22 protein-coding genes, 3 tRNA genes and 2 pseudogenes are annotated in these 25,244 nt (G+C 68.2%); 11 read left to right on the plus strand and 16 right to left on the minus strand.

All coding sequences use genetic code 11. The features are described from left to right. The first annotated feature begins 39 nt into the window (after positions 1–39). Entirely contained in the window at positions 40–1,740 is a 1,701-nt protein-coding gene (locus ODE13_RS13545; protein ID WP_322479734.1) for a glycoside hydrolase family 13 protein, read from the plus strand. Between the two features lie 97 nt (positions 1,741–1,837). On the opposite strand, the gene ODE13_RS13550 is transcribed toward ODE13_RS13545, so the two are convergent. The 10 genes from ODE13_RS13550 to ODE13_RS13595 all read right to left on the minus strand — a co-directional run bounded on the left by ODE13_RS13550 (position 1,838) and on the right by ODE13_RS13595 (position 13,300). Next, positions 1,838–3,085 (minus strand): sn-glycerol-3-phosphate ABC transporter ATP-binding protein UgpC, encoded by a 1,248-nt coding sequence (locus ODE13_RS13550; protein ID WP_322479735.1) that lies wholly within the window; start codon positions 3,083–3,085, stop codon positions 1,838–1,840. A gap of 115 nt (positions 3,086–3,200) precedes the next feature. Then, entirely contained in the window at positions 3,201–4,052 is an 852-nt protein-coding gene (locus tag ODE13_RS13555) for a carbohydrate ABC transporter permease (RefSeq protein ID WP_179540205.1), read from the minus strand. Continuing rightward, positions 4,052–5,038: a sugar ABC transporter permease gene (locus ODE13_RS13560; RefSeq protein ID WP_322479736.1), complete on the minus strand. Its 987-nt coding sequence runs from the start codon at positions 5,036–5,038 to the stop codon at positions 4,052–4,054. Before ODE13_RS13560 ends, ODE13_RS13555 begins: the two co-directional genes overlap by 1 nt. After that, positions 5,035–6,405: an extracellular solute-binding protein gene (locus ODE13_RS13565; RefSeq protein ID WP_322479737.1), complete on the minus strand. Its 1,371-nt coding sequence runs from the start codon at positions 6,403–6,405 to the stop codon at positions 5,035–5,037. The genes ODE13_RS13560 and ODE13_RS13565 overlap by 4 nt, the downstream gene beginning before the upstream one ends. 276 nt (positions 6,406–6,681) lie before the next feature. Beyond that, positions 6,682–7,974, minus strand: a complete 1,293-nt coding sequence (gene clpX, locus ODE13_RS13570) for an ATP-dependent Clp protease ATP-binding subunit ClpX (protein ID WP_322479738.1) — start codon at positions 7,972–7,974, stop codon at positions 6,682–6,684. A gap of 169 nt (positions 7,975–8,143) precedes the next feature. After that, on the minus strand, positions 8,144–8,752 hold the full coding sequence (locus ODE13_RS13575; RefSeq protein WP_322479791.1) for an ATP-dependent Clp protease proteolytic subunit: 609 nt from the start codon (positions 8,750–8,752) through the stop codon (positions 8,144–8,146). Between the two features lie 178 nt (positions 8,753–8,930). Further along, positions 8,931–9,518: an ATP-dependent Clp protease proteolytic subunit gene (locus tag ODE13_RS13580; RefSeq protein ID WP_179542920.1), complete on the minus strand. Its 588-nt coding sequence runs from the start codon at positions 9,516–9,518 to the stop codon at positions 8,931–8,933. A gap of 304 nt (positions 9,519–9,822) precedes the next feature. Further along, complete coding sequence (tig, locus tag ODE13_RS13585; protein ID WP_322479739.1) at positions 9,823–11,229, minus strand: trigger factor; 1,407 nt, start codon at positions 11,227–11,229, stop codon at positions 9,823–9,825. Positions 11,230–11,352: 123 nt separating this feature from the next. Continuing rightward, a tRNA-Pro gene (locus ODE13_RS13590) sits at positions 11,353–11,426 on the minus strand. 251 nt (positions 11,427–11,677) lie between these two features. Next, a complete protein-coding gene (locus ODE13_RS13595; protein WP_322479740.1) occupies positions 11,678–13,300 on the minus strand; it encodes an AbgT family transporter in 1,623 nt (540 codons plus the stop codon). A 361-nt stretch (positions 13,301–13,661) separates the two neighbouring features. Between ODE13_RS13595 and ODE13_RS13600 the strand changes: the two genes are divergently transcribed. Next, a complete protein-coding gene (locus ODE13_RS13600) occupies positions 13,662–13,943 on the plus strand; it encodes a DUF1540 domain-containing protein (RefSeq protein WP_179540210.1) in 282 nt (93 codons plus the stop codon). 42 nt (positions 13,944–13,985) lie between these two features. Here the strand turns inward: ODE13_RS13600 and ODE13_RS13605 are convergent, their stop codons facing one another. Then, positions 13,986–14,813: a hypothetical protein gene (locus ODE13_RS13605; protein WP_322479741.1), complete on the minus strand. Its 828-nt coding sequence runs from the start codon at positions 14,811–14,813 to the stop codon at positions 13,986–13,988. A 199-nt stretch (positions 14,814–15,012) separates the two neighbouring features. Continuing rightward, positions 15,013–15,396: a hypothetical protein gene (locus tag ODE13_RS13610; RefSeq protein WP_416210713.1), complete on the minus strand. Its 384-nt coding sequence runs from the start codon at positions 15,394–15,396 to the stop codon at positions 15,013–15,015. Here ODE13_RS13610 and ODE13_RS13615 point away from each other — a divergent pair. From ODE13_RS13615 to ODE13_RS13625, 3 genes and pseudogenes are all read left to right on the plus strand, one after another. Next, a pseudogene (locus ODE13_RS13615) lies at positions 15,289–15,591 on the plus strand (Ku protein); the annotation flags it as partial. The gene ODE13_RS13610 and the pseudogene ODE13_RS13615 sit on opposite strands and share 108 nt — an antisense overlap. A gap of 20 nt (positions 15,592–15,611) precedes the next feature. Beyond that, a complete protein-coding gene (locus ODE13_RS13620) occupies positions 15,612–15,848 on the plus strand; it encodes an NINE protein (protein ID WP_179540214.1) in 237 nt (78 codons plus the stop codon). A 220-nt stretch (positions 15,849–16,068) separates the two neighbouring features. Continuing rightward, positions 16,069–16,141: transfer RNA gene (locus ODE13_RS13625), tRNA-Lys, on the plus strand. 148 nt (positions 16,142–16,289) lie between these two features. Here the strand turns inward: ODE13_RS13625 and ODE13_RS13630 are convergent. Further along, positions 16,290–16,847 carry a hypothetical protein gene (locus tag ODE13_RS13630; protein WP_322479742.1) on the minus strand — a complete coding sequence of 186 codons (558 nt, stop codon included), beginning with the start codon at positions 16,845–16,847 and terminating at the stop codon, positions 16,290–16,292. A gap of 177 nt (positions 16,848–17,024) precedes the next feature. On the opposite strand from ODE13_RS13630, the gene bcp reads away from it, so the two are divergent. Both bcp and ODE13_RS13640 read left to right on the plus strand, forming a co-directional pair. Continuing rightward, positions 17,025–17,492 carry a thioredoxin-dependent thiol peroxidase gene (bcp, locus tag ODE13_RS13635; protein ID WP_322479743.1) on the plus strand — a complete coding sequence of 156 codons (468 nt, stop codon included), beginning with the start codon at positions 17,025–17,027 and terminating at the stop codon, positions 17,490–17,492. Between the two features lie 139 nt (positions 17,493–17,631). Then, positions 17,632–17,712, plus strand: a tRNA-Leu gene (locus ODE13_RS13640). Between the two features lie 29 nt (positions 17,713–17,741). Here the strand turns inward: ODE13_RS13640 and ODE13_RS13645 are convergent. Next, the gene (locus ODE13_RS13645; RefSeq protein ID WP_322479744.1) at positions 17,742–17,960 is read right to left on the minus strand and encodes an EamA family transporter; all 219 of its coding nucleotides are present in this window, start codon (positions 17,958–17,960) and stop codon (positions 17,742–17,744) included. A gap of 256 nt (positions 17,961–18,216) precedes the next feature. After that, a pseudogene (locus ODE13_RS13650) lies at positions 18,217–18,543 on the minus strand (EamA family transporter); the annotation flags it as partial. A 71-nt stretch (positions 18,544–18,614) separates the two neighbouring features. On the opposite strand from ODE13_RS13650, the gene ODE13_RS13655 reads away from it, so the two are divergent. The 4 genes from ODE13_RS13655 to ODE13_RS13670 all read left to right on the plus strand — a co-directional run bounded on the left by ODE13_RS13655 (position 18,615) and on the right by ODE13_RS13670 (position 23,852). Next, positions 18,615–19,517, plus strand: coding sequence for a LysR family transcriptional regulator (locus ODE13_RS13655; protein ID WP_322479745.1), 903 nt, complete (start codon positions 18,615–18,617; stop codon positions 19,515–19,517). A 150-nt stretch (positions 19,518–19,667) separates the two neighbouring features. After that, complete coding sequence (locus tag ODE13_RS13660; protein ID WP_322479746.1) at positions 19,668–21,371, plus strand: ABC transporter substrate-binding protein; 1,704 nt, start codon at positions 19,668–19,670, stop codon at positions 21,369–21,371. A 164-nt stretch (positions 21,372–21,535) separates the two neighbouring features. Continuing rightward, positions 21,536–23,032, plus strand: coding sequence for a malate:quinone oxidoreductase (locus ODE13_RS13665; protein WP_322479747.1), 1,497 nt, complete (start codon positions 21,536–21,538; stop codon positions 23,030–23,032). A 22-nt stretch (positions 23,033–23,054) separates the two neighbouring features. Beyond that, the gene (locus ODE13_RS13670; protein WP_322479748.1) at positions 23,055–23,852 is read left to right on the plus strand and encodes an alpha/beta hydrolase; all 798 of its coding nucleotides are present in this window, start codon (positions 23,055–23,057) and stop codon (positions 23,850–23,852) included. Here ODE13_RS13670 and ODE13_RS13675 read toward each other — a convergent pair. Continuing rightward, complete coding sequence (locus ODE13_RS13675) at positions 23,819–25,192, minus strand: hypothetical protein (protein WP_322479749.1); 1,374 nt, start codon at positions 25,190–25,192, stop codon at positions 23,819–23,821. The genes ODE13_RS13670 and ODE13_RS13675 overlap by 34 nt on opposite strands. Between the last annotated feature and the right edge of the window lie 52 nt (positions 25,193–25,244).

The raw sequence follows: 25,244 nt of genomic DNA on the forward strand, positions 1-25,244 counted from the left end.
GGACGATCTGCCCACGCTTCTCCAGGAAAGGACCAGCAATTGAGCACTGACACCCGCGCCGCCGCACCCGAGGTGCGAATCTCCGGCATCGACCCGCACTGGTGGCGCCAGGCAGCCGTCTACCAGATCTACCCGCGCTCCTTCGCCGACGCAGACGGCAACGGCATCGGCGACCTGCAGGGCATCATCACCCGGGTCCCCTACCTGGCCCAGCTGGGCATCGATGCCGTCTGGCTCAGCCCGTTCTACCCCTCCGCCCTGGCCGACGGCGGCTACGACGTCGACGACTACCGCGACGTCGACCCGAAGATCGGCACCCTCGAAGAGTTCGACCAGATGGTGGCCGCCCTGCACGCCGAAGGCATCAGAGTGGTCGTGGACATCGTCCCCAACCACTCCTCCGACCGCCACGAATGGTTCCGCCAGGCCCTGGCGGCCGAACCCAGTTCACCGGAGCGCGAGCGCTACATCTTCCGTGACGGCACCGGCCCCGAGGGCGCCGAGCCGCCCACCGACTGGACCAGCATCTTCGGCGGACCGGCCTGGACCCGAGTCCCGGACGGCCAGTGGTACCTGCACCTCTTCGCCCCAGAGCAGCCCGACTTCAACTGGGCCAATCCCGAGGTCCGTGCCGACTTCCTGAAGACGCTGCGCTTCTGGTCCGACCGCGGTGTGGACGGCTTCCGCATCGACGTCGCCCACGCCCTGACCAAGGACCTCACCGACCCGTTGCCCTCGGAGGCGGAGCTGGACGCGATCCCGCGCGACGCCGGCCAGCACCCGATCTGGGACCGTGACGAGGTCCACGAGATCTATGCGGAATGGCGCAGGGTCTTCGACTCCTACGACCCGCCTCGCACCGCGGTGGCTGAGGCCTGGGTGGAACGGCACCGCCGGCCGCGGTATGCCAGCGCCGAGGGCCTGGGGCAGGCCTTCGAGTTCGACCTGCTCACCCAAGAGTTCGACGCCGCGGCGTTCAAGGACGTCGTCGTGGACAGCCTCAGCCTCGCCGCCGAGTCCGGATCCTCCTCGACGTGGGTGCTGTCTAACCACGACGTCGTCCGCCACGCCACCCGGTACGGCCTCCCGCCGCTGCCGGAGACCGTGGGCACCACGGAGCAGGATCGGAAGCAGGGCGCTGCCTGGGTGCTCGCCGGTGCTCCCGAGGACCAGCTCGATCGTGAGAAGGGCCAGCGCCGGGCCCGGGCTGCGACGCTCTTCGAGCTCGCGCTTCCTGGGTCCGCCTACCTGTACCAGGGAGAAGAGCTGGGACTCCATGAGGTCGGTGACATCCCCGACGAGGCTCGGCAGGACCCGACGTTCTTCCGCAGTCCGGGCGTCGACAAGGGTCGCGACGGCTGCCGGGTCCCGCTCCCCTGGTCCAGCACGGGCCCCACGTTCGGGTTCGGCTCCAGCTCGGCCCACCTCCCCCAGCCGCAGTGGTTCGCCGACTACGCGGTCGAGGCACAGGAGGGCGTGGACGGATCCACGCTGGAGATGTACCGTGCGGCCCTGCACCTGCGACGCGAACTGCAGACCGACGAGACCCTGGAGTGGATCGAGACTGGCCGCGACGACGTCCTGGCTTTCCGACGCCCGGGAGGGTGGGTGACGGTCACCAACTTCGGTGAGGATGACGCAGCGCTGCCGTCAGGCGAGGTGCTCCTGGCCAGCAGCCCGCTGGTCGGCGGAAGGCTGCCCGGCGCCACCACAGTCTGGCTGCGCGAGTCGCAGAGCTGACCCCCTTGCCGGCCCCGGCGGTCGAGGCCGACACTGGGCCGGACAGAGGAGCCCCGCACCGCCATGACAGCGGTGTGGGGCTCCTCTGTCCTACAGGTCAGGCGTCCTTCTGGGCGGCACGCTCGGCGTCGCGCCGGCGATCCTCCCTCGCCAGCCGGGTGAGCTCCTCCCCAGCTTCGGCGTCCCGGGTGAGGTTCTCTCCGGTGGCCGGGTCGAACAGGTGGATCCGCCGAGAATCGACCCACAGCGTGGCAGAGTCGCCACCTCGCAGACGCGAGGTGGCGTCCACCGCGACCACCAGCTGGGTGCGCAGCTCGTCGGCGTCCATCTCTTCGGCGAGGGTCTGCATCGTCTCGGCGACGCGCGGATCATTCTCATAGGAGACGTACACGTACTGCTCGTTGCCCAGCCACTCGGTGTGGGTCAGCTCCGCCGCAAAGGTGGAGCCCTTGGAGAGCTGCGGCTCGCTCAAGGTGGCGGCGTCCTCGAAGAAGTCCGGACGGATGCCCGCGAGCACGATGTCCCGGTCTCGGCCCGCCGCAGCGGTGTGCTCCGGCAACTCGATGTCTCCGACCGGGCTGCGCAGCACCGAGCCCTCGATGGTTCCAGGAAGGAAGTTCATCGACGGGGCACCGATGAAGCCCGCCACGAAGAGGTTCGCCGGCTGCTCATAGAGCTCGCGCGGAGAGGCGATCTGCTGCAGCTCGCCCTTCTTCAGCACCGCCACCCGGTCCCCGAGCGTCATAGCCTCGGTCTGATCATGGGTGACGTAGACCGAGGTGGTGTTGAGGCTGCGCTGCAGCCGGGAGATCTCAGCGCGCATCTGCCCGCGCAGCTTGGCATCCAGGTTGGAGAGCGGCTCGTCGAAGAGGAACGCGTTGGCGTGCCGGACGATGGCCCGGCCCATCGCCACCCGCTGGCGCTGACCACCCGAGAGGTTCGCCGGCTTACGCTCCAGATGGTCCGTGAGCTCCAGCATGTGGGCGGCGTTGCGCACGCGCTCGTCGACCTCCGTGTCGGAGAACTTGCCCTTGGCCAGCCGCATCGGGAAGGCGATGTTCTCGTAGACGGTCAGGTGCGGGTACAACGCGTAGTTCTGGAAGACCATGGCCAGGTTCCGATCACGCGGAGCCCGTTCGTTGACCCGTTCTCCGCCGATGAGCAGCTCACCGGAGGTGATGTCCTCCAGCCCCACGATCATCCGCAGCAGGGTGGACTTCCCGCATCCAGACGGCCCCACCAGGATGACGAACTCCCCATCCTCGATGTCGATGGAGATGTCATTGACGGCCGGGAAGCCGTCGTCGTACTTCTTCACGATGTTCTTCAGGGTGATGGATGCCATGTTGACGTCTCCTCCACGGTCACGACGCTTCCGACAGCGTCCGGGGCTTCAGGTCTGGGGCTCCCGCAGGGCGGGGTGGTGCGTGGGCCGACTGCACCGACGGGACCGGATGCTCTCATCCCTTCACCGCTCCCTGCGTCAGGCCGGAGACGATCTGCCGCTGGAAGAGCAGCACGAGGACCACCACAGGGATGGTGACCACGATGGCCGCCGCCGAGATCGCCCCGGTGGGTTCCTCGAACTGCGAGGCGCCGGTGAAGAACGCCAGCGCCGCAGGGACTGGACGGGCCGCCTCCGTCGAGGTCAGCGATATCCCGTACACGAAGTCGTTCCAGGCGATGAAGAACGCGATGATCGCCGTGGTGAACACTCCGGGCATGGCGAGCGGAATGATGGCTCGGCGGAACGCCTGCCACTGGGTCGCGCCGTCCACCTGGGCCGCCTGTTCTAGCTCCCAGGGGATCTGCCGGAAGAACGCCGCCAAGGTCCAGATGGAGATCGGCAGGGTCAGCGACAGGTACGGGATGATCAGGCCGAGCCAGGTGTCATAGAGACCGATGGTGCGCCAAAGGTTGAACAGCGGGGTCACCACGGAGATCACCGGGAAGATGGAGACCGCCAGCGCGGAGCCCAGGATGATCTTCTTGCCCGGGAAGTCCAGGCGGGCGATCGCATAGGCGCACAGCGTGGCCAGCACCACCGCGATGAAGGTAGCGATCAGGGTGATGCCGATCGAGTTCCGCAGTGCGGTGAGGAAGAGCTCCTGGGCGTTGCCCACGAAGATCATCTCGTAGTTGGCCCAGGTCCACGTCGTCGGCAGGAAGGTGTTGTTGCCCAGGTCGCCCGGGGTCTTGAAGCTGGTCGCCAGGATGGCGGCGACCGGGAACAGCGCGTAGACCAGGACCAGAACGGTCAGCACCGTCCAGCCGAGGCGCTTGCGGCCGGTGAGCTTGCCGGGAGCAGCCATCACTTCTTCCCTCCCTTGCCGCCGGAGGCGTCCGTGCCGCTGGCGAGGTCGACTTTGAAGAACTTGATCGCGATGAAGCAGATCAGCAGCACGCACAGGAACAGCACCACGGAGATCGCCGAGCCGAGGCCGATCTCCAATCGCCCGATCGACGTGCGATAGGCCAGCAGCGAGAGCACCTCGGTGTCCGCGTCACCGCCGGTCATGATGAACACGTTGTCGAATATCCGGAAGGCGTCCAGTGCCCGGAAGAGCACCGCCACCATGATCGCGGCCTTCATGTTCGGGATGACGACCCGGCGCATCTGCTGCCACCAGGTCGCCCCGTCCACGCGGGAGGCCTCGAGGAGCTCTTCCGGGACCTGGGCGAGACCAGCCAGCAGGAGCAGCGCGATGAATGGAGTGGTCTTCCAGATCTCCGAGGCCATGATCACGGTGATCGCCGTGCCGAAGTCGGCGAACCAGTCCAGCTCCGCTCCGATGCCGGGCACCCAGCCGAACCAGCTGTTCACGAAGCCGGAGTTGATGTCGAACATGTAGTACCAGGCGAAGGCCGAGACCACGGTGATGATGCCGTAGGGCACCAGGATCGCGGTGCGCAGCAGCCCACGGAGCCTCTTCAGCGCTCGGTGCATCACCAGGGCAAGGGCGAAGCCCAGTACCAGCTCGACGGCGACCGTCACGATCGTGACCAGGACCGTCACACCCAGAGCACTCCAGAAGACGCCGTCGGTGAAGATCGTCGTGTAGTTGGACAGAAACACGAAGTCCCGCTCGTCCGGCGCGGTGAGCCGGAAGGCGAACATCGAGTCGAAGACCGCCTGGGCGATCGGGTAGGCGGTCACGGCGAGCATGATGACGAAGGCGGGGCCGGCCAGCAGCCAGCCCAGACGCGCTTCCGCTCTGGATCGGTCCGATCTCACCGCGCGGCGCTGGTCGGTGGCCCGCCGTCGTGCACGGCGGCTGTCATCTGCGGTGGTGGTCACAGGAGACGCTCCCCTCTCAGCACTTCACCCACGGTGGTGTCGGCCTCGGCGGGCGTCCGCTCGGGGTCCACTCCGCTCAGCGGGGTGTAATTCAGCTGGATGGTTGTCGAGATCTCGTTGTAGTAGGGCGTCTGCGGCCGCGGCGCCGCATTGTCCAGCGCCTCGCGGATCTCGTCGGCCATCGGATAGTCCTCCTCGACGCGCGCGTCGTCGAAGGCGGCCTCGGAGGAGGGCGGATTCCCATTGGTGACGAAGTACTCCGCCTGGTTCTCCGGGGCGACGATGCACTCGATGGCTTCGTAGGCCAGCTCAGGGTGCTCCGACTCCGCTCCCACGCCGAGGTTGATGCCGCCCAACGGCGGTGCTGAGGGAGTGTCCGCGTCCATGCGTGGGTACTGCGCCCAGCCGATGTCATCGGGGAGGTCCGCGTCCACGGTCCCTTCCTCGGCGGCAGCGTTGGTCGCCGCCCAGACGAACGGCCAGTTGAGCATGAAGGAGCCTTCGTCGCGCTGGAACAGCAGCATCGACTGGTTCTCGTCCATGGAGGCGATGCCCGGGCCGCCGAGGCCCTCGGAACCGATCCGGTGGAGCACTTCGGCGGCGGCACGGCCGGCCTCGGAGTCCAGGTTGGTCTCCAACTCCTCGGAGGCGGCCGAGGGGTCCACCAGGATCGACACGTCCTGGGACTCGACCAGCGCATTGAGCCAGACCGTCATCGACTCGGCGCGGATCCCCTGGACGGAGAGGTGCTTGTCCTGCTCCTCGGCGACGTCCATGATCTGCTCCCAGGTGACCGGCTCGTCCATGTCGAGCCCCGCCTCCTCCACGACCGACTCCCGGTACCAGAGCAGCTGGGTGTTGGCCCAGAACGGAACAGCGACCAGCTCGTCGTGCCACATGGCTCCGGCCAGCGCACCCTCCAGCGTGTCGGAGGTGGTGCGTTCAGCGACGCCCTCGGGGATCGGGGCGAGGAAGCCCGGCTCCGCCAGTTCGGGGATGAACGGCGGGTCCAGACTCATGATGTCCAGCGAGGTGTCTCCAGCGGCCAAGCGCCGGGCGAGCTGCTCACGCTGAGAAGGAGCATCGTTGGGCAGCAGCGAGGTCTGTATCCGATAGGCTCCGTCGGCCTCCTCGGAGCACTGCTGCGCCAGCGCCTCCTGGCCTCCGTCGTCAGGATTGATGTACCAGGTCAGCACTGGGGTGTCGTCCCCGCCTCCGCAGGCGGAGAGCACAAGTCCTCCGGCGAGGACCACGGCGGCGGCGCGGAAGGGACGGGCACGGAGGTGCTGCCGCGAGGAGGCGGCATTACCCTCCCGCGAACCGCCTACGGCCCCGGCGGGCGCTCCCGGCATCGAAGTCTCTGGCATAGACCGTCCACCTCTCTCAGGTCCGAGCGGCATCGGTGAGAAGGCGTCGGTGAAAGGCCCGCCCCCCGCGATGACTCTGTGAGTGCCCTCACTATATACCCAGGGAAGACCTGGTCAGAGGGATGACATCCCCGCGTCGACTTCGACGGCCCTGGAAGAGGATGACACAGAGGAGGAATCCCCGAGACAGGTGAGTCCCCCGCTGAGATACATCAGCGGGGGACTCACCACATCAGAGAGGGGCGAACGGCATGCTCAGGCCTCGCGGTGAAAGGCTCAGGCGGACTTCTTGCGCAGCTTCTTGGCCTCGGCATGGGTCAGCAGCACCGGATCCACGCCCTCGCGAACGACCTCCTCGGTGATGGTGACCATGGAGACGTCATCCCAGCTCGGCAGATCGAACATCACGGGATTCAGCACGGCCTCCAGGATGGACCGCAGCCCACGGGCGCCGGTCCCGCGGGCCTCAGCCTGCTCGACGACGGCGGTGAGCGCACCCTCGTCGAACTCGAGTTCCACGCCATCGATGGCGAAGATCTTCTGATACTGCTTCAGCAGGGCGTTGCGGGGCTCGGTGAGAATCCGGATCAGCGCCTCCTGGTCCAGGTCCTCGACCGTGGCCACCACCGGCAGACGGCCGATGAACTCGGGAATGAGACCGAACTTGTGCAGATCCTCCGGCTCGACGTCGGAGTAGGAGACCTCATCCCTGCTGATGGTGCTCAGCGGTGCGCCGAAGCCGATGCCCTTGCGCCCAGCCCGCGAGCCGATGATCTCATCCAGGCCCGCGAAGGCCCCAGCCACGATGAAGAGCACGTTGGAGGTGTCGATCTGCATGAACTCCTGCTGGGGGTGCTTGCGCCCGCCCTGCGGGGGAACCGAGGCGACGGTGCCCTCCAGGATCTTCAGCAGCGCCTGCTGCACGCCCTCGCCTGAGACGTCGCGGGTGATCGAGGGGTTCTCCGACTTACGCGAGATCTTGTCGATCTCATCGATGTAGATGATGCCCTGCTCAGCCTTTTTGATGTCGCCGTCGGCGGCCTGGATGAGCTTCAACAGGATGTTCTCGACGTCCTCGCCGACATAGCCGGCCTCGGTGAGCGACGTCGCGTCGGCGACGACGAAGGGCACCTGCAGCTTCCGCGCCAGGGACTGGGCCAGATAGGTCTTGCCGGAGCCGGTGGGACCGACCAGCAGGATGTTCGACTTGCCGATCTCGACGTCGTCGAGCGGGCCCTTCTCCAGCGAGGCGGTCTTCTTCGCCGAGCCAGTCGCCTGGATGCGCTTGTAGTGATTGTGCACCGCCACGGCCAGCAGACGCTTGGCCTTGTCCTGGCCGATCACGTACTCATTGAGGAAGTCGCTGATCTCACGGGGAGTGGGCAGCTCGAAGTCGTCCGGCTCCTGGACCTCGTTCAGGTACTCCTCGATGATCTCGTTGCAGAGTTCGATGCACTCGTCGCAGATGTACACCCCGGGGCCCGCGATGAGCTTGTAGCGGACCTGCTTCTGGCTCTTTCCGCAGAAGGAGCATTTCAGCAGATCTGCGCTCTCTCCGATTCGTGCCATGCCTCGCAATCCCCTCAGATCATCGGGTCCTGGGCATCCCCCGGACCATGCCGCCGGAACGATGACCGCCGCCCAGGACGGTACCCGACAAGCCTACTTCACCCCGGTGACATCCTCGGTGACATCGGCCCGTCCCACCGTGTCCGGCCGGCCACCTCCTGGCGACAGGTCAGACGGGCAGCTTGCGGGAAGCCAGAACCTCGTCCACCAGGCCATAGTCCTTGGCGCCGGCAGCAGAGAGGAACTTGTCGCGATCGATGTCCTCGCGGACCTGCTCCGGGGTCTTGTCCGTGTGCTGAGCCAGCACGTCCTCCATCCAGGTGCGGATGCGCGCGACCTCGTCGGCCTGGATCGCCAGATCGGTGGCGGTGCCGCGCTGGCCGCCCATCGCCGGCTGGTGGATGAGCACCCGGGCGTTGGGCAGCGCCAGACGCTTGCCCGGGGTGCCTGCGGCCAGCAGCACGGCGGCCGCCGAGGCCGCCTGGCCGAGACAGACGGTCTGCACATGCGGGCGGACGAACTGCATCGTGTCGTAGATGGCCGTCATCGCAGTGAAGGAGCCACCCGGGGAGTTGATGTAGAGGGTGATGTCCCGTTCGGAGTCCATCGACTCCAGCACGAGCAGCTGGGCCATGATGTCATCGGCCGAGGCATCGTCCACCTGGCTGCCGAGGAAGACGATGCGGTCCTCGAAGAGCTTCGCGTAGGGGTCCTGACGCTTGAAGCCGTACGGGGTGCGCTCCTCGAACTGCGGCAGGATGTAGCGCGAGCTGGGCATCGCCGGGAGGGTCGGCGCGGCGGCCGGGAGGCCCTGGGCGGAATCGTGGTCGAAGAGGTTCATGTCTGTGGTGCTCCTGTGGTCCTGCTGATCCGCGGGCAGATCAGTCCGGGTGATCGGTACGGAGGTCAGTGGTCCCCGCCGACGCGCGGCCGGCGGGCGCTGCCAGCTGGACGGATCAGACTCCCCCGCCGCCGGAGACGGTGGAGGAACGCTGGGCGATCTTGTCGAAGAAGCCGTACTCCAGCCCCTGCTCGGCGGTGAACCACTTGTCCCGTGCGTTGTCCTTGAGGATCGTCTCCACCGTCTGACCGGTCTGCTCGGCGGTGAGCTCAGCCATGACCTGCTTCATGTGCTGGATCAGCTCCGCCTGGATGCGCACGTCGGATTCGGTGCCGCCGATGCCTCCCGAGGGCTGGTGCATGAGGATGCGGGCATGCGGGGTGGCGAAGCGCTTGCCCGGGGTGCCCGAGGAGAGCAGGAACTGTCCCATGGAGGCGGCCAGGCCGGTGGCGACGGTGACGACGTCGTTCGGGATGAACTGCATGGTGTCGTAGACGGCCATGCCCGCGGTCACCGAACCCCCGGGGGAGTTGATGTAGAGATAGATGTCCCGCTCGGTGTCCTCGGCGGAGAGCAGCAGCATCTGCGAGCAGATGGCGTTGGCGTTGTCATCGCGGACCTCCGACCCCAGCCAGATGATCCGCTCCTTGAGCAGGCGGTTGTAGATGTAGTCGTCGCGTGACGCCGGGTCCACGGTCGACATGCTGGGCAGGCTCTCAGACATGGACGTTCCTCCACTCCAGTGTTCTCTCAAGTCCGGGATCGGCCGTCGGCGGGGGACTCGGTCCCGCATCGCCCACACGGCCGTCCGTGCTGTCCCTGACATTACCTGGTGATCGGCCGGGCCCGCGGCACACTGCGGCATCGTTCGCTGTTGGCGCAGGGTGCGCAGGTCAGCTCTGCCGTGGGCAGACGACGACGGCGGGCCGCGGCGCCTCTCGGCTCCACGGCCCGCCGTCGTCGGGCTGGCGGTGCGGCGTCCCGGACGCCGCAGAATCACCGCCGGATCACTTCTCCTCGGAGGTCTCCCGCGTCGACTCCTGAGCCTGGTCGTCGGCGGCGGTCTCGGCCTCGGCGGTCTCGGCGACCTGCTCGGCCGCACCCTCCTCCTCGTCCTCGCCCTGCGGGGTGACGAAGTCGGTCAGGTCCACGGCCTGGCCCTCCGAGTCCTTGACCACCGCGAGCTCAAGGACCTTGGCCAGCGCCTTGCGACGGCGGACCTCACCCATGATCATCGGGACCTGGCCGGCCTGGTCGAGCATCTGCGCGAACTGGTTGGGCTCCATGCCGTACTGGGATGCGGTGGAGACGATGTATTCGATGAGCTCACCCTGGTCGACGCCGATCTCCTCCTTGTCGGCGATCAGGTCCAGCACGACCTCGTTGCGGAAGGCCTCGCGGGTCTGCTCCTCGATCTCCTCGCGGTGCTCTGCGCTGTCGTGGTCGTCGCCCTCAGCGTGGCCGCCCTGGCTGAAGTGCTGCTCCACCTGACCCTCGACCACAGATGCGGGGACGGGGACCTCGACGAGCTCCATGAGCTTCTCGAGGACCTTGTCCCGAGCCTCGACGCCCTGCTCGACGACCAGGTTGTCCTCGGCCTTGGTCGCCAGGTCCGCGCGCAGCTCCTCGATGGTGTCGAACTCGGAGGCGAGCTGGGCGAACTCGTCATCGGCCTCGGGGAGCTCACGCTCCTTGACCGCCTGCAGGGTGACCTTCACCGAGGCGGACTCGCCCGAGTGCTCGCCGCCGGCCAGGGTGGTCTCGAAGGCGGCGTCCTCGCCGGCCGACAGCCCCTCGAGGGCCTCGTCGATGCCCTCGAGCATGGTGCCGGCGCCGACCTGGTACGAGAGCCCGGTGGCGTTGTCGATCTCCTCGTCGCCGATGCTGGCGACCAGGTCGATGGTGACGAAGTCGTCGGTGGCGGCGGGACGGTCGACGTCCTTGAGCGTCCCGAACCGCGAACGCAGCTCGTCCAGCTGCTCCTGGACGGCCTGGTCGTCGGCGGTGCGCGCCTCGACCTCGACCTCGAGGCCGGCGTAGTCGGGCAGCTCCACCTCGGGCTTGACGTCAAGCTCGCCGGTGAACTTCAGCACGCCCTCGTTGGTCTTGGGGTCCGGGATCTCCTCGATCTCTACCTCCGGACGCGACAGCGGAGAGATCTCTGCCTCGGCCAGGCCCTGCTGGTAGAACTCGTTCAGGCCGTCGTTGATCGCGGTCTGGACGACGTATTCACGGCCGACGCGCTGATCGATGATGGGCGCAGGGACCTTGCCCTTGCGGAAGCCGGGGATCTGAACCTGCTCCGCGATGCTCCGGTATGCGGCCTTGATCTTGGGCTCAAGCTCCTCAGAGGTCACCTCGACGGTGAGCTTGACTCGAGTCGGGTTCAGATTTTCAACGGTGCTCTTGACCACGTGGGGGCTCCTGATAGATGACGACTGATCATGTCTGATGCGAGCTCCACGGCAGAGCCCACAGCGTCGGCCTCGACCGACATCCACCCGGAGAACGACGTTCCCAGGGCGACTCGGCCGCCGTCGGGGTGACAGGATTTGAACCTGCGGCCTCACGCTCCCAAAGCGCGCGCTCTACCAAGCTGAGCTACACCCCGATCATCCGCCGGGCTGGATGAGGACACTCCGCAGGGCGGCGACCCCGCGGCCAGCAGACGGCACGGACCGACTCACAATACCGTGCCGCCGTCGATCCCGGCGAATCCTCTGCCAGGGGATCATCAGCGCCGAACAGACGCCGGGCCTCCCCCGGGGGTTCCTCACGGCCAGCCGTCGACCGTGTCACGGCACAACACGGCCAGCACGGCCAGCACGGCCAGCACCGCGAGGAACGATGGCCCCATGCCGGTCAGGGCTCGTAGTGGATGGGCGAGTTCGGCCCCAGCGGAAGGTCCAGCCACATCCAGCCCGTGGTCATCAGCGTCCACGCGGCCATGAACGCCAGGGAGTACGGCAGCATCACCGAGATCAGCGAACCGATGCCGATGCGCTTGTCGTAGCGCTGGGCCACGGCGATGACGATCGCGAAGTAGGTCATCAACGGGCTGAGGATGTTGGTGGACGAATCCGAGACGCGGTAGGCGGCCTGGGTGAACTCAGGAGAGATCCCCAGGTACATCATGATCGGCACCATGATCGGTGCCAGCATGGCCCACTTCGCCGAGGCCGAGCCCACCAGTAGGTTCACCACCGCGACGAAGCCCATGAACACCAGGATCAGCGGCAGCCCGGTGAGGTTGATGGACTCGAGCAGGTCCGCACCCGCCACCGAGACCAGCAGGCCCATGTTGGACTGGTTGAAGTAGGCGATGAACTGCCCGGCGGTGAAGGCCAGCACCAAAAACATGGCCATGCCGGCCAGAGTCTTGGAGACGTGGTCCACGACGTCGGTGTCGTTGCGCACCACCTTGGTGACGATGCCGTAGACCAGCCCGGGAACGAAGAACGCAATGATGATGACCACCACCAGCGAGCTCATGAACGGCGACTGGACCACCGTCCCGTCCTCACCGCGCAGCACCGCGTTCTCCGGGACGATGAGCATCAGCAGCAGGCCCACGGTGACGACCAGTGAGACGCCGGCCCAGATCATGCCCTTCTTCTCCTCGGCGGTGACCTTCAGCTCGGCGCTGTCCTGGTCAGCGATGACGCCCTCTCCGTGCCAGTCTCCGAGACGGGGCTCGATGACGAACTGACTGACCAGGGTCCCCACGATCGCCAGCAGGGCGGTCGAGGCGATGATGAACCAGTAGTTCATCGCCAGATTCATCTGCTCCGCGTAGGCCGGGTCCACCGTGGCGGCGGCCTCGATGGTCAGCTCCCCGAGCATGACATCGGTGGCGGAGAGCAGCAGGTTGGCGCTGAATCCGGCCGAGACTCCGGCGAAGGCCGCCGCGATGCCGGCCAGCGGGTGCCGCCCCAGCGCGACGAAGAGGATCGCGGCCAAGGGCGGGAGCACGACGTAGCCCGCGTCAGAGGCCACGGAGGACATGATGCCCGCGAAGACGATGCCGAAGGTCACCAGGAATCGCGGGATGGACAGGATGAAGGTCTTCAGAGCGGTGCCGATGAGGCCGCTCTGCTCGGCCATGCCGATGCCGATCATGGTGGCCAGCACCACCCCCAGCGGAGCGAAGCCGATGAAGTTGTCCACTGCGGAGGTGAACATCCATTCGATGCCCTCGGCCGAGAGCAGGTTGAAGACCTCGACCTCCTCCCCTTCGAGGGGATCAGTGACGCTGAGGCCCGCCTGGGACAGCGCCCAGGAGAGCACGACGACGAGTCCTGCCAGCAAGGCGAAGAGCGTGGCCGGATGCGGCAGCTTGTTGCCCAGGTACTCGATGACGTCGAGGAAGCGTTGGAAGCCTCCTCGGCGCTTCCTCGCGCTGGTGCCCCGGCCGCGGGGAGCGTCGTCGCCCTCCGGACCTGAAGCGCTTGAGCCGGATTCCGGCTCCTCAGTGGTGGTGCTCATCGGGTGGGTGTCCCCTTATGTTGTGCCTGCACATGGTGATGCGCCCGCCGACAGGTCGGCCCGCGGGCGCTGTGGCACAACATCTTCCGCCCCTCTGTGACTCAGGTCAACTCTGACATGTGCGTGAGAGCTGTCCCACGCGGGGCTCCGAGGGCGGCCGGGGCGGCGGGCGGACCGTGTTTCGTCATCCCCGTGTGCGCTGATCAGGACAGGCGTCCCTGCGCCCCAGAGAGTCGGATCAGGGCCGAGATACTGACGGATTCCAGTGAGGTCTCGGAGTCTTGTGGGCCATGTCGGGGAGGCCTATCCTGACGACATCTGGACGGAGCTGCCGCCCAGAGAGACCACGAGGAGAATCGCCATGACCAGCCTCGCCCCCGTCGCCTCCTGCGAGGTGACCGCCTGCGCATTCAACGACGGTGCCTGCCGCGCGGACGCCGTCACGATCTCCGGCTCCACGGGTTCACCCACCTGCGGGACCTTCATCGCCCTCGACGTGCGGGGCGGGCTCCCCACCGCAGAGGGACACGTCGGCGCATGCCAACGCCTGGAGTGCGTGCACAACACAGACCTGATGTGCACTGCCGAGGCTGTCACCGTCGGCGGCGACACCGCGAACTGCCTGACCTACTCCCAGGAGTGACACACGCCCGGCGGCGGTGATCTGCGCTCTCGGGCGTGCGGCTCAGGCTGCGGCCGTACGCCAGGACCGCAGGGCCTCCAGCAGGTCGTCTTCATCGCGGACCGGCTGATCGAAGGCGAGGAACGCCGTGCGCACCTGGCCGCCTTCGGCGACGAGCCATGTGCAGCCCTCGGTGTCCACGTCCAGCAGCAGGTGCCTCGGACCCTCGCCGCCACAGTGGGGCACGCCCGCCATGGGCCTTCCGAGGATGCCCCGCCGGGCCCCCTGAGCGAGGTCCTGGAGCAGAACCCCCACGGTGGAGCCGGCGAGGGCGGCCACCGAGTCGACGGCCTGCCACTCCTGTCCGACCCGGGGAAACGCCGCTGCCTGGGAGACTTCGCTCCAGGGCAGCTTCTCCACATCCTCACGGGCATGGACGAGCACGGAGCCGACCTCCGCCATCGCGAGGCATGATCCGGCGGCGCCTGCGGCGTCCCTGACCGGGTCCGAGACGGCATCGTCGGCGAGCAGGAGCTCCGCCTCGGACGCTGCGAGGGGCCGCAGGGTTCCCAGTGCGTGCAGGCTCGCCGTGTGCACACGGATCTCGGCCGGTGCGCCCAGCTGATCGACCTGGATCCGCACCTCAGTCTGCGTGTGAGCACTCAGCCCTGAGGCGTCGGCGAGGGCGAGCAGCCAGTCACCGGCGCCACTCACCCCGTGGGCCAGCACCTGCAGCTCCTGCTGCGGATCCTGCCGATAGGCGACGACTCCGGCGGACCCGGCACCCTGCACCAGGCGGCGAGCCGTCGACTGCGCGCAGCGGCGACGCAGCCCTGCGCCGCCCACGAGACGCGCGACATCACGCGCCGTCCCTGCCATCTCTCCCGCCATGCGTGCTGCTCCCTCGATCGCCTCGGATGATCCTCGGGTGAATCCTGATCCATTGAAGCACAGACTCGGACTTTTACATCATGCGAACATGCGGTAATTATGGTCCCACAGATGGCCACGGATGTGGAGCGGCATCCGTGGACAGTTTCTCCGTCCAGGTCAGGACCGCTCTCCCCGACCCGCGCCTGTTTTCGCACGCTCATTCCCAGCGGACGTCATCGGGCGACTTGTCGAGCCGCAGACCGCGCCAGACAGGCTGACGAAGGCGACCCTCACGAGTACGGCCTGAATGGCGCACCTCCCCCACCACCTTCGGGGTGGCCCACCGGACCTCTCGTCGGTCCGCACGGGGAACGTCTCCGGTCGGCGGGGTCTTGCGTTCGATGCGCTCCAACCTCGACCGCAGCGACTCGAGCTCCGCGTCCGAGAAGCCGGTGCCCACGCGCCCGGCGCAGCGCAGAACGCCGTCGTCGACTACAAGGACATCAAGCGCGCCTACGAGGAGGACTCCGACACTGTCATCGCCACCCGGGAGGAGCTCGCGGGACTTCCCGTGGACGAGAGCCGGGAGATCACCGTCCAGCGGTTCGCCCCCGCCGAGCAGGCCGATCCGATGCTGCTGGACCGCAGCTACTCTCTCGAGCCGATCTCAAAGTCCCCCAAGGCCTACGTGCTGCAGACGATGCGATGGGCCGACGAGGTCCGCCAGCCCGTGGTGGAGGAGGACAAGGGCGCCGAGGTCATCAGCCTGATGGTGGCCCTGAAGAAGCCAGCCTGAGCCGGGCGTAGACTGTGCCCATGGCATCACGCGCATATGACGGACCGCAGAAGGACCCGGGGATCGCCCTGGTGCTGACCATCGTGGGTTTCTTCTTCGTGGCCGGGCTGCAGTACTTCTACCTGGGCAAGATCCTCATGGGACTCCTGTTCCTGTTCACCTTGGGATTCCTCTACGTGGGCACGGTGATCTCCCTGTTCACCATCCGAGGCGAGACCCGCAGGGTCAACTACCTGCGTGCCCGCGGGATGCGCTGAACCACATCCCGCTCGCGGAGCAGCCTCGTGTGCGGCACGCCTGACCGGACGGCTCAGAGCGGCCCTCTCTGAGCCTCTCCGGCCCGCTGAGCTGGTGAGATGAGGATCACAACCCCTGATCTCCCTCCGAGTTGGCGCAGCCTGAGACCCGATGCTAGAGTTTCATGTCGTTGCTCGGGTGACCGAGCAGCACATCGCGGAAGCGACAGCCTGCAGCCGAGGGCCTCTAGCTCAACTGGCAGAGCATCAGACTCTTAATCTGCAGGTTCCGGGTTCAAGTCCCGGGGGGCCCACTCTGACGAGTGCAGGCTGTCGCCTCCGTCCGACGAGGGCCCGGCACCCACAGGTGCCGGGCCCTCGTCGTCGTTCCCGGACGACGGAGGGGGTACTGGCCCAAATGTGTGCACGGGGCCGACCGGGCTCACACCTCAGCGGACCTGCTCAGACCGGGTTCATCTCCTCCAGCCGGTCCATGAAGAAGTCGACGAAGTCGTAGAAGTCCTCCACATCGTGACGCTGACCCAGTGTCACATCCGGCAGGGCCTCGAAGCTCACCTGAGGATGCACCTCCAGGACGACGCGGTGCCCGGTGGACATCGCGATCTCCAGCTGACGCCCCTCCGCGGCCATGCCCGCCAGATTGGTCAGATTCACGGGCAGCGGCACCGCGGGGACGGCGTCCGCCGCAGGATCCGGGGCAGCACGTGCGACCCGGGAGAGCACGTCGTCGAGATCCACGGGGCAGAGCACCAGCTCCATCGGCTGCCGGCGGTACCCCACCAACAGATGCTCCGCCAGGCCCACGCCGTCATGGACCGAGCCCACGTGCTGCTCCTGGCCCGAGGCACGGGCTTCCCGGGCGTACAGGTTGGCCGCGTAGAGGATGTTGTAGGAACCGAAGTTCATCACAGAGACGTCGAAGGTGCCCCGCAGCGCGCTGACGAGGCGTTCTTCACTCTCTCCTCGAGTCGGCTGCTCCGCCGTGGGCTCCTCCGCCATGCCGGCCAGTCTACGGATCGGGGTCTGGTGTGCACAGCATCATGTGGTCCGAGTCTCAGCACGTCGATAGGGTGGAGTCCGCACCGGAGCCGGGTCGGTGCCCTGTCACACCCGGATCTGCCGCAGCACATCCACGTCGCAGTCCCTGCGACATCCCTCGTCGAAAGGTCTCCTGCCATGGCACATCGACTCGCACCGGGCGACGTCGCCCCGACCTTCACCCTTCCCGCCGCCGCCGGCGGCACCGTCGGACTCGCCGACCTCCGTGGGCAGAAGGTCATCGTCTACTTCTACCCGAAGGCCTCGACGCCGGGCTGCACGAAGGAGGCCTGCGACTTCCGCGACTCCCTCGAGTCCCTGCAGGCCGCCGGGTACGCCGTTCTGGGCGTCTCCCCCGACCCGGTCTCTGCGATCTCGACGTTCACCGAGAACGAGTCGCTGAACTTCCCGCTGCTCAGCGACGAGGACCACCAGGTCGCCGAGGCCTACGGCGCCTGGGGGGAGAAGAAGAACTACGGCCGTGTCACCGAGGGCCTCATCCGCTCCACCGTCGTCATCGACGAGGAGGGGAACGTCGAGCTGGCCCAGTACAACGTCAAAGCCACCGGGCATGTCGGGCGGCTGCGCGACAAGCTCGACATCTGAGCCCGTCGACGGCTCGGGCCTCACGAGCCGCCCCGCGTTCTCGGCGGGGCGGCTCTTGTAGACTGAAGGGCCGCGCCTGCCCCGTGCCTGACGACGACCCCCTCCGGGCCTCGGTCAGAGCCCGCCGCAGGTGCCACGCGCGGGCGTGGCGGAATTGGTAGACGCGCTGGATTTAGGTTCCAGTGTCTTTGACGTGGGGGTTCAAGTCCCCCCGCCCGCACTCGAAGCGGCGCCTCGGCTGCCGCACGGTCAGCTGACGATCGGGCGGCGCCGTGCGGAGCCCCACAGCACGCCCGCGACCACCAGCGCCCCGCCGAAGATCTCCAGCCCGGCGGGCCGCTCGCCCAGCGCCAGCCAGGCCGCGAAGAACCCGACGACGGGGACCAGCATCGAGAACGGTGCGACCGCCCCGGCGGGGTGCCGGCGCAGCAGCCAGGCCCAGATCGTCGGCGCCACGAGGGATCCCACCAGCACGGTGTACACCAGTCCCGCCCAGGCCGAGCATCGGCACCGGCGGGACCACGGACATCCACATGACCAGCGCCAGCGGCCGCTCCGGCATCGCTCGGCGTGAGGCCAGGTTCCCCAGCGCCCAGCCCAGGGCGCCGAGCAGCACCAGCAGGAACGGCCCCCATCCGTCCAGTCCGCCCCGCACCGACCCGGCGACCCCCAGCCCGGCCAGCGCCAGCCCGACGCCGGCGGCCGCACGGCCCGTGACCCTTTCGCGCAGCATCAGGGCGCCCAGCAGGACCGTCAACGGCGCCGCACAGGTGAGCACCAAGGAGGCCAGGCCCGCCGGGAACCCTGCCGCCATGCCCAGGTACAGCCCCACGAACTGCAGAGTTCCCGTCCCCAGGCCGAACCCCAGCAGGTGGCGCACCCGGACACCGGGCCAGGGGACGAACAGCACAGCCGGCACCGCCAGCAGCAGGAAGCGCAGCCCGCCGAGGAAGAACGGGGGGAAGTGTTCGAGCGACTGATGGATGGCCACGATGTTCAGCCCCCAGAAGGCGGCGGCGAGGGCGGCGAGGAGGGCATGTCGGGTAGGCACGAGGCCATCCTCCGGTGAACCGTCCTATAGGTCTACCTAATACTTCTGATGGAATCATTTAGGATGCCTACATGGAGATCAGACATCTGGAACTGCTCAGGGAACTGTCCGAGCGTGGCAGCCTCGCCGCCGTCGCGCGCGCCACCCACCGCACGCCGGCCGCACTCTCCCAGCAGCTGCGCACCGCCGAGCGCGAGCTCGGGGTGAAGCTGGTCGAACCGGTCTCCCGGGGAATCCGGCTCACCTCAGCCGGCCAGCTGCTCGCCGACGGCGCCACCGAGATCCTGCACAGCCTCGCGTCCCTGCGTGCTGAGCTCGACACCGCCACCGGCGAACCCCGGGGGAAGGTCACCGTCCAGGCCCTGCCCAGCGCCGGGGCGCCGCTCCTTCCGGACCTGGTCCGGCGGCTCGCCGGGAGTCCCCTCATCGTGCAGCTCAGCGACTTCCTGTCCATGGAGCGTTTCGCCACCTTCGCCCGCGACGCGGACATCGTCATCGGCCACCACACCACCCCGCGTCCTGCCCCGCAGACTGCCGAAGGACTCATCACGACCGTCCTGGCCCACGAACCGCTCGACATCGCCCTGTCCACCCGCCACCCGCTCGCCGACCAGGACGAGCTGCACCCTTCCCAGCTGATCGGCCTCCCCTGGGTAGGGGTCCCCGAGGGGTATCCGTTCGATGCCGTGCCGGCCGCCGTGGAGCAGGCCACCGGCGAGCCGGCGCACCGCGTGTGTCGGTTGCGCGACAACCATCTGGTCGAGGCGCTCGTCGCCCGCGACGTGGGCGTCGGGGTGCTGCCGCGCTTCGCCTCGCGGCCCGGTCCCGGGATCGCGCTGAGACCGCTGGTCGGCGCCCCGGCGGAGCGGACGATCATCGCCCTGAGCCGTCCTGAGCGGCACGCCCGACAGGCCGTGCGCACAGTGCTCGACGAACTCCGGGAGATCGGGCAGACGCTGACCGCTGAAGCGTGACGACGTCGCCGGGACGCCGCGCGGCGTCGGTCCGGCACGGGCGGTAGCATGGGCAGACGCGCCCGGCGGCCGAGGCCCGACCACGAGACCCTGACGACGCCGCGCCACGCCCCTGATCACTGTGTGACGACCTCGAAGAGGAGTGCCTGGATGGCCGACGAGCTCAACCGGCGGCAGATGCTGGGGGCGTCCTCCGCGGCCGCAGCCACCGGACTGCTCCTCGCGCCCTCCATCACCTGGCCGGCCGCCTCCGCAGACCCCGATGACGGGCCGGCCGAGGACGCTGAGCACGAGGCCGAGGAGCTGCGCGAGCGCACCGTGGTGGTCGCCGGCGTCTCCGCCGTCACCTCCTTGGACCCGGCCCTGGCGGTGGACACGGAGACCGAACGCGTCTGCCGGCAGGTCTTCGAGGGTCTGCTGGGCATCGATCAGGAGACCGGAGCCACCCGTCCGCTGCTCGCCCGGGACTGGGACGTGGACGACGACGGCCTGGTCTACACCTTCCAGCTGCGCCAGGGCGTGGTCTTCCACGACGGGACCGCGCTGACAGCCGACTCCGTGGTGGCCAACCTGGAGCGCTGGGGCCGGCTCGACGAGCTCTACGGCACCGGCACCCTGCGCCGCACGGCCACTCTGCCCTTCGAGTCCCTGTTCGGGGGCTATCTGGGCGACGAGACATGCGTCCTGGATTCGGTCGAGGCCGAGGACGAGTCCACCGTGGTGCTGACCCTCTCGGAGCCGATCGTGTTCCTGCCCCAGGCCCTCACCCTGCCGGCCTTCGGCATCGCGTCGCCGGAGGTGCTCTCCGACTCCGACCCCGACCTGGTCTCCCGCTCCCCGATCGGCACCGGCGCCTACCGCGTCACCGAGGCCGCGGACGGTGACGTCGTCATGAAGGCCTTCGAGGACTATTGGAACGGCGCGGTGACCGCCGGCGCAGAGGACGACGTCCCGGCCGGTCCGGCACCCCAGCGGGTCGAGGTCCGGGCGGTGCCACGGTCTTTCGACCGGCTCCGTGATCTGCAGCGCGGCCAGGTCGACGTCTACGACTACATCACCGCCGACAACCTGCGCCCGCTGGTGCAGTCCGGCCGGATGATCCTGCAGCGCGACCCCTTCTCCATCCTGTATCTGGGATTCAACCTGGAGCACCCGATCATGGAGGACCACCGGATGCGTGAGGCCGCCGCCCGGGCGGTGGACCGTTCCGCGCTGATCGACGGCCTCTTTCTGGACGGCACCCGCCCCGCCCACCAGTTCACCCCCGCCTCGCTGGGAGTCCACTCCGAGTCCGCCGAGCGCTACGGACGAGATCTGGAGGAGGCCCGCGCGCTGCTCGAGGCGGCCGGCTACGACGGCGAGCCGCTCCGCTTCCACTATCCGATGAACGCGACCCGCAGCTACCTGCCCAGGCCCGAGGCCGTCTACGCCTCGATCGCCCGGGATCTGACCCGGGTCGGGTTCGTCGTCCAGCCGCATCCCGTCCCGTGGGACTCCGGGTACCTGGAGGAGGTGCTCGAGGACGAGGACCGGGCGATGCACCTGCTGGGCCGCAACGGCGGCTACCGCTCCCCCCATTCCTTCTTCGGGCCGCTGTTCCAACGCACCTCCCGTGAGTTCGGCTACTACTCTGAGGAGGTCCGGGACCTCCTGCTGCAGGCCCGGGGCGAGACCGACGAGGAGGACCGTGCCGAGCTGTATCGCGAGGTGGCCGACATCGTCGCTGAGGATCTTCCCGCGATGCCGCTGGTCCATCCCATCTCCGGGCTGGCACTGGGGCGTCGGGTGTCCGACTACCCGATGTCTCCGGTGCTCTTCGAGCCGTTCCGGGAGATCCGCATGAACCACGTGTGATCCCTCCGTCACACTGCCCGCGGGGATTTCATGGCTCGTCTCCCCCAGCGGTAAAGTCTCCTCGGAACCCGTCCGAGTTCAGCCGCCGCGCAGCCCCGGCTGACCCTGCGGCCAGCACCCGGCTTGCCGCCCCTCATCCGCCGGACAACCTCAAGGAGAGTTCTGTGGCCACGTCATCGTCGACCAGCGCCGAGCAGCAGTTCGATGTCATCCTCATCGGCGGGGGCATCATGTCCACCACCCTGGGGACCATCCTGAAGGAGCTCGAGCCGAACTGGTCGATCGCTCTCTACGAGACACTGGACCAGGCTGGCCAGGAGTCCTCGGACCCGTGGAACAACGCCGGGACCGGCCACGCCGCCCTGTGCGAGCTGAACTACACCCCGCGCGGCACCGACGGCGCGATCTCCACCGCCAAGGCGCAGGGCATCAACGAGCAGTTCCAGGTCTCCCGCCAGCTATGGTCCCACTGGGTGGAGAACGGCACCCTGGGCTCCCCGCGGACCTTCATCAATGCGCTGCCGCATGTGAGCTTCGTCTGGGGCGAGGAGAACGCCCGGTACCTGAAGGATCGCTACGAAGCCCTGAAGCCCCTGCCGCTGTTCCGCGACATCGAGCACACCGAGGACCTCGATGAGATCTCGACGTGGGCACCGCTGCTCACAGAAGGCCGTGATCCGCAGCAGCGGGTGGCGGCCTCGAAGATCGACTCCGGCACCGACGTCGACTTCGGATCGCTGTCCCGTCAGCTCGCCAACCATCTCACCGGCTCCGATGTAGACCTGCGCTACGGCCACGAGGTCACCTCCGTCTCCCGGGGCTCCGACGGCCGCTGGCAGCTGAAGGTCCACAACAAGGCGGCCGGCCAGAAGTTCACCGCCTCAGCTCGCTTCGTGTTCGTCGGTGCCGGCGGCGGCGCACTGAGCCTGCTGCAGTCCTCCGGCGTCCCGGAGATCAAGGGCTTCGGCGGATTCCCGGTCTCCGGCAAGTTCCTGCGCAGCACCGACTCCTCGGTGGCGGAGCGGCATCACGCCAAGGTTTACGGGCTGGCCTCGGTGGGAGCGCCCCCGATGTCCGTGCCTCACCTGGACACCCGCTTCGTCGAGGGGCGGCGGACCCTGATGTTCGGCCCCTACGCCGGATTCTCCACGAGCTTCCTGAAGCACGGTTCCATCACCGACCTGCCGTTCTCGGTGCGTCCGCACAATCTGCTGCCGATGATGCAGGTGGGCGCCTCGAACACCGATCTGGTGACCTACCTGATGAAGGAGGTCACCACCTCCCAGAAGCGCAAGATCGAGGCGCTGCGTGACTTCTACCCGCAGGCCGATGACGAGGCCTGGGAGCTGATCACCGCCGGTCAACGCGTCCAGGTGATGAAGAAGGACGCCAAGGGCAAGGGCGTGCTGCAGTTCGGCACCGAGCTGGTCGCCGGGGCCGACGGCACCATCGCCGGCCTGCTGGGCGCGTCCCCCGGGGCATCCACCGCACCCTCGATCATGTTCAGGTTGCTCGAGCGGTGCTTCCCGGCCCAGCTGGAGACCTGGAGGCCGCGGCTGCAGGAGATGATCCCCTCCTACGGTCACCAGCTCAACGAGGATCCCCGCCTGCTCGCCGAGATCTCCGCGACCACGAGCGCATCCCTGCAGCTCGACGCCTGACCCTGCCCGGCTGGTGGATCCCGTGAGACGCCTGCACCACCCCGCTCCGGAGACCTTCCGCACTCCGTCCGGGCTCACCGCCCATCTGTGGCGCGGCGCCGACGCCGCCCGCGCACCGGTGGTGCTGATCCACGGCTACGGGTCCAACGTGCTGTTCAACTGGGTGAAGACCGGGTGGCTCGAGCCGCTGGCCAAGCACGGGCGCAGCATCCTGGCCGTGGACCTGCCTGGACACGGCACCTCCGCCGAAGTGGACCCGGCTGGGGTGCGTGCCGAGGACCTGCTGGTCGATCTGCGCACTCTGCTCGTCGATCATCTTCAGGCCGGCGTGTCCACGGCGCCTGTCACCGTCCACGGGTATTCCCTCGGTTCCCGGCTCGCCTGGCAGTTCGCCGCCGCGAACCCGGAGCTGGTGGCCCTGCTGGTGATGGGCGGCTCGCCGGCCTCGGACCGGCTCTTCGGGCTGGACTCCGACGCGGCCCGCCGCTGGGCGCGGGAGGGGACTCCTCCGCGGGACGGGCTGACCCGCGCTGTGGTCACGGTGGCCGCGGCGATGCCGGATCAGAACCTGCCCCATGTGGTGGAGCTGCTGCTCAGCCTCGCCCAGGAGCCCTTCGACTTCGCCGCTGCGGTGCCTGCGGTCCCGACTCTGGTAGTCGCCGGGGAGAAGGACGAGATCGCTGTGGGGGCCTCGCACCTGGCGCAGCTGGTCCGCCGCGCCGGTGCTGCGGCACGGTTCGTGGAGATCCCGGGCCGCACCCACGTCAATGTGCTGACCTCCCGGATCTACAAGGACTCCGTCCTCGACGCCCTCCCCTGAACGGGCGGTGCGGGCCGCTGCGGCCGGAGCGTCAGCATGGCCGGCACCAGCGCACCGCCGACGACGACCGCGGCCCCCCAGGGGCGGCCCGCATGCTCGGCCACCAGACCGGCGGCGCTGAGCCCCAGCACCAGACCCACCAGCAGCGCCCCCGCGACGGTGCTCAGCGTGGAGACCAGGTCCGCGCTGGGCGCACGACGGGCCACGACACGATAGACCTCCACGACCAACACACCCAAGGAGGCTCCGACCCCCAGGAACATCACCGCGGAGAGGACCAGTCCTGGAAGGCCGCCCTGCTGGGCCAGGATCGTTGCGACCACCGCCGCCAGAAGCGCCGCCCACCAGGCCAGGAGCACGGCGAAGAGCCGCCGACGCCTGGGCACGTCCAGGGCCGTGAATCGAGTGGGAAGCCAGCGGGAGCTCAGCATCCCGGCCGCGCCGCAGCACCCCAGCAGCAGGCCTGCCGCACCCGGGCGGTGCACGTCCTGGGCGATGATCAGCGCCACGATCGCTGAGCCGCCCGCGACGATCCCCAGTCCGAGGCTCACCGCCAGCGCCCCCGCCAGGGAGAAGCTACTGGCATGTCCCCCGGGTCCCACAGGGTGAGTGGGCTCTCCCGGGTGTTCCGGGGCGAAGCCCCTGGCCTCGATGACCATCTGCTGGCCGTGCTCCACTGCCGTCAGCGGCACTCGCAGCGGCTCCAGGGGTCCGTCCTCGTCCGGGCGCGTGGCCTCATGTGTGGCGTCAAGCTCTGCGGCGATCGGTTCCATCGCATAGGCGGGCACCGCCAGCGCGCCGAGGAGCGCGGCGACCATGAGTCCGGCCCCCGCTCCGAGCGATCCACTGAGCAGTCCCACCAGCAGCGGAGAGAGAACCAGCAGCAGGTCGTCCACAGACGCTTCCCGACGCATCCACGGGCCGGCAGCGATGCCTCGCTCGGGCCGGTGGCGATGAAGGTGCCAGCCCCGCACTCGGTTCATGGCGCTCACCGCCGGTGCGGTCAGACCAGCGGCGAACGAGAAGACCAGGGCAGCGGCGAGCAGCGTCCACGAAGGCTCCTGGCCCGGTCCGGGGTTCACCGCGGCGATGACCGCCAGGATCAGCACCAACAGGATCACATGGAGCCCGGCAGTGGCCAGCAGCACCGCCCGTTGACCGAACCGATCAGCCGCGGCGCCGGCGCAGGGCACCGAGAGGGCGAGTCCGATCAGCGTGAAGCTGGTCATCAGGGCCGTGACGGTGAGGGAGCCGGCGCCGGTCGCGGCGAAGAGCATCCCGACGGGAAGCAGCGCGGCCGGTGCGCGCGCGGCGCCGCTGAGCCATCTCGACGGTGCCACCCGGTACATCCTGCCTCCCTCTCGTCACGGCACGAGCCGCTGCACCGGCCTG

Source organism: Nesterenkonia sp. HG001 (genome assembly GCF_034438835.1).
In the GTDB taxonomy this organism is placed as follows: Bacteria; Actinomycetota; Actinomycetes; order Actinomycetales; family Micrococcaceae; genus Nesterenkonia; species Nesterenkonia xinjiangensis.

What these genes read in the sequence shown, in the direction of transcription:
- ODE13_RS13550 (WP_322479735.1), bottom strand. Translation starts at nt 3,085, where the DNA reads ATGGCATCCATCACCCTGAAGAACATCGTGAAGAAGTACGACGACGGC.
- ODE13_RS13555 (WP_179540205.1), bottom strand. Translation starts at nt 4,052, where the DNA reads ATGGCTGCTCCCGGCAAGCTCACCGGCCGCAAGCGCCTCGGCTGGACG.
- ODE13_RS13565 (WP_322479737.1), bottom strand. Translation starts at nt 6,405, where the DNA reads ATGCCAGAGACTTCGATGCCGGGAGCGCCCGCCGGGGCCGTAGGCGGT.
- clpX (WP_322479738.1), bottom strand. Translation starts at nt 7,974, where the DNA reads ATGGCACGAATCGGAGAGAGCGCAGATCTGCTGAAATGCTCCTTCTGC.
- ODE13_RS13575 (WP_322479791.1), bottom strand. Translation starts at nt 8,752, where the DNA reads ATGCCCAGCTCGCGCTACATCCTGCCGCAGTTCGAGGAGCGCACCCCG.
- ODE13_RS13580 (WP_179542920.1), bottom strand. Translation starts at nt 9,518, where the DNA reads ATGTCGACCGTGGACCCGGCGTCACGCGACGACTACATCTACAACCGC.
- ODE13_RS13595 (WP_322479740.1), bottom strand. Translation starts at nt 13,300, where the DNA reads ATGAGCACCACCACTGAGGAGCCGGAATCCGGCTCAAGCGCTTCAGGT.
- ODE13_RS13600 (WP_179540210.1), top strand. Translation starts at nt 13,662, where the DNA reads ATGACCAGCCTCGCCCCCGTCGCCTCCTGCGAGGTGACCGCCTGCGCA.
- ODE13_RS13605 (WP_322479741.1), bottom strand. Translation starts at nt 14,813, where the DNA reads ATGGCGGGAGAGATGGCAGGGACGGCGCGTGATGTCGCGCGTCTCGTG.
- ODE13_RS13620 (WP_179540214.1), top strand. Translation starts at nt 15,612, where the DNA reads ATGGCATCACGCGCATATGACGGACCGCAGAAGGACCCGGGGATCGCC.
- ODE13_RS13630 (WP_322479742.1), bottom strand. Translation starts at nt 16,847, where the DNA reads ATGGCGGAGGAGCCCACGGCGGAGCAGCCGACTCGAGGAGAGAGTGAA.
- bcp (WP_322479743.1), top strand. Translation starts at nt 17,025, where the DNA reads ATGGCACATCGACTCGCACCGGGCGACGTCGCCCCGACCTTCACCCTT.
- ODE13_RS13655 (WP_322479745.1), top strand. Translation starts at nt 18,615, where the DNA reads ATGGAGATCAGACATCTGGAACTGCTCAGGGAACTGTCCGAGCGTGGC.
- ODE13_RS13660 (WP_322479746.1), top strand. Translation starts at nt 19,668, where the DNA reads ATGGCCGACGAGCTCAACCGGCGGCAGATGCTGGGGGCGTCCTCCGCG.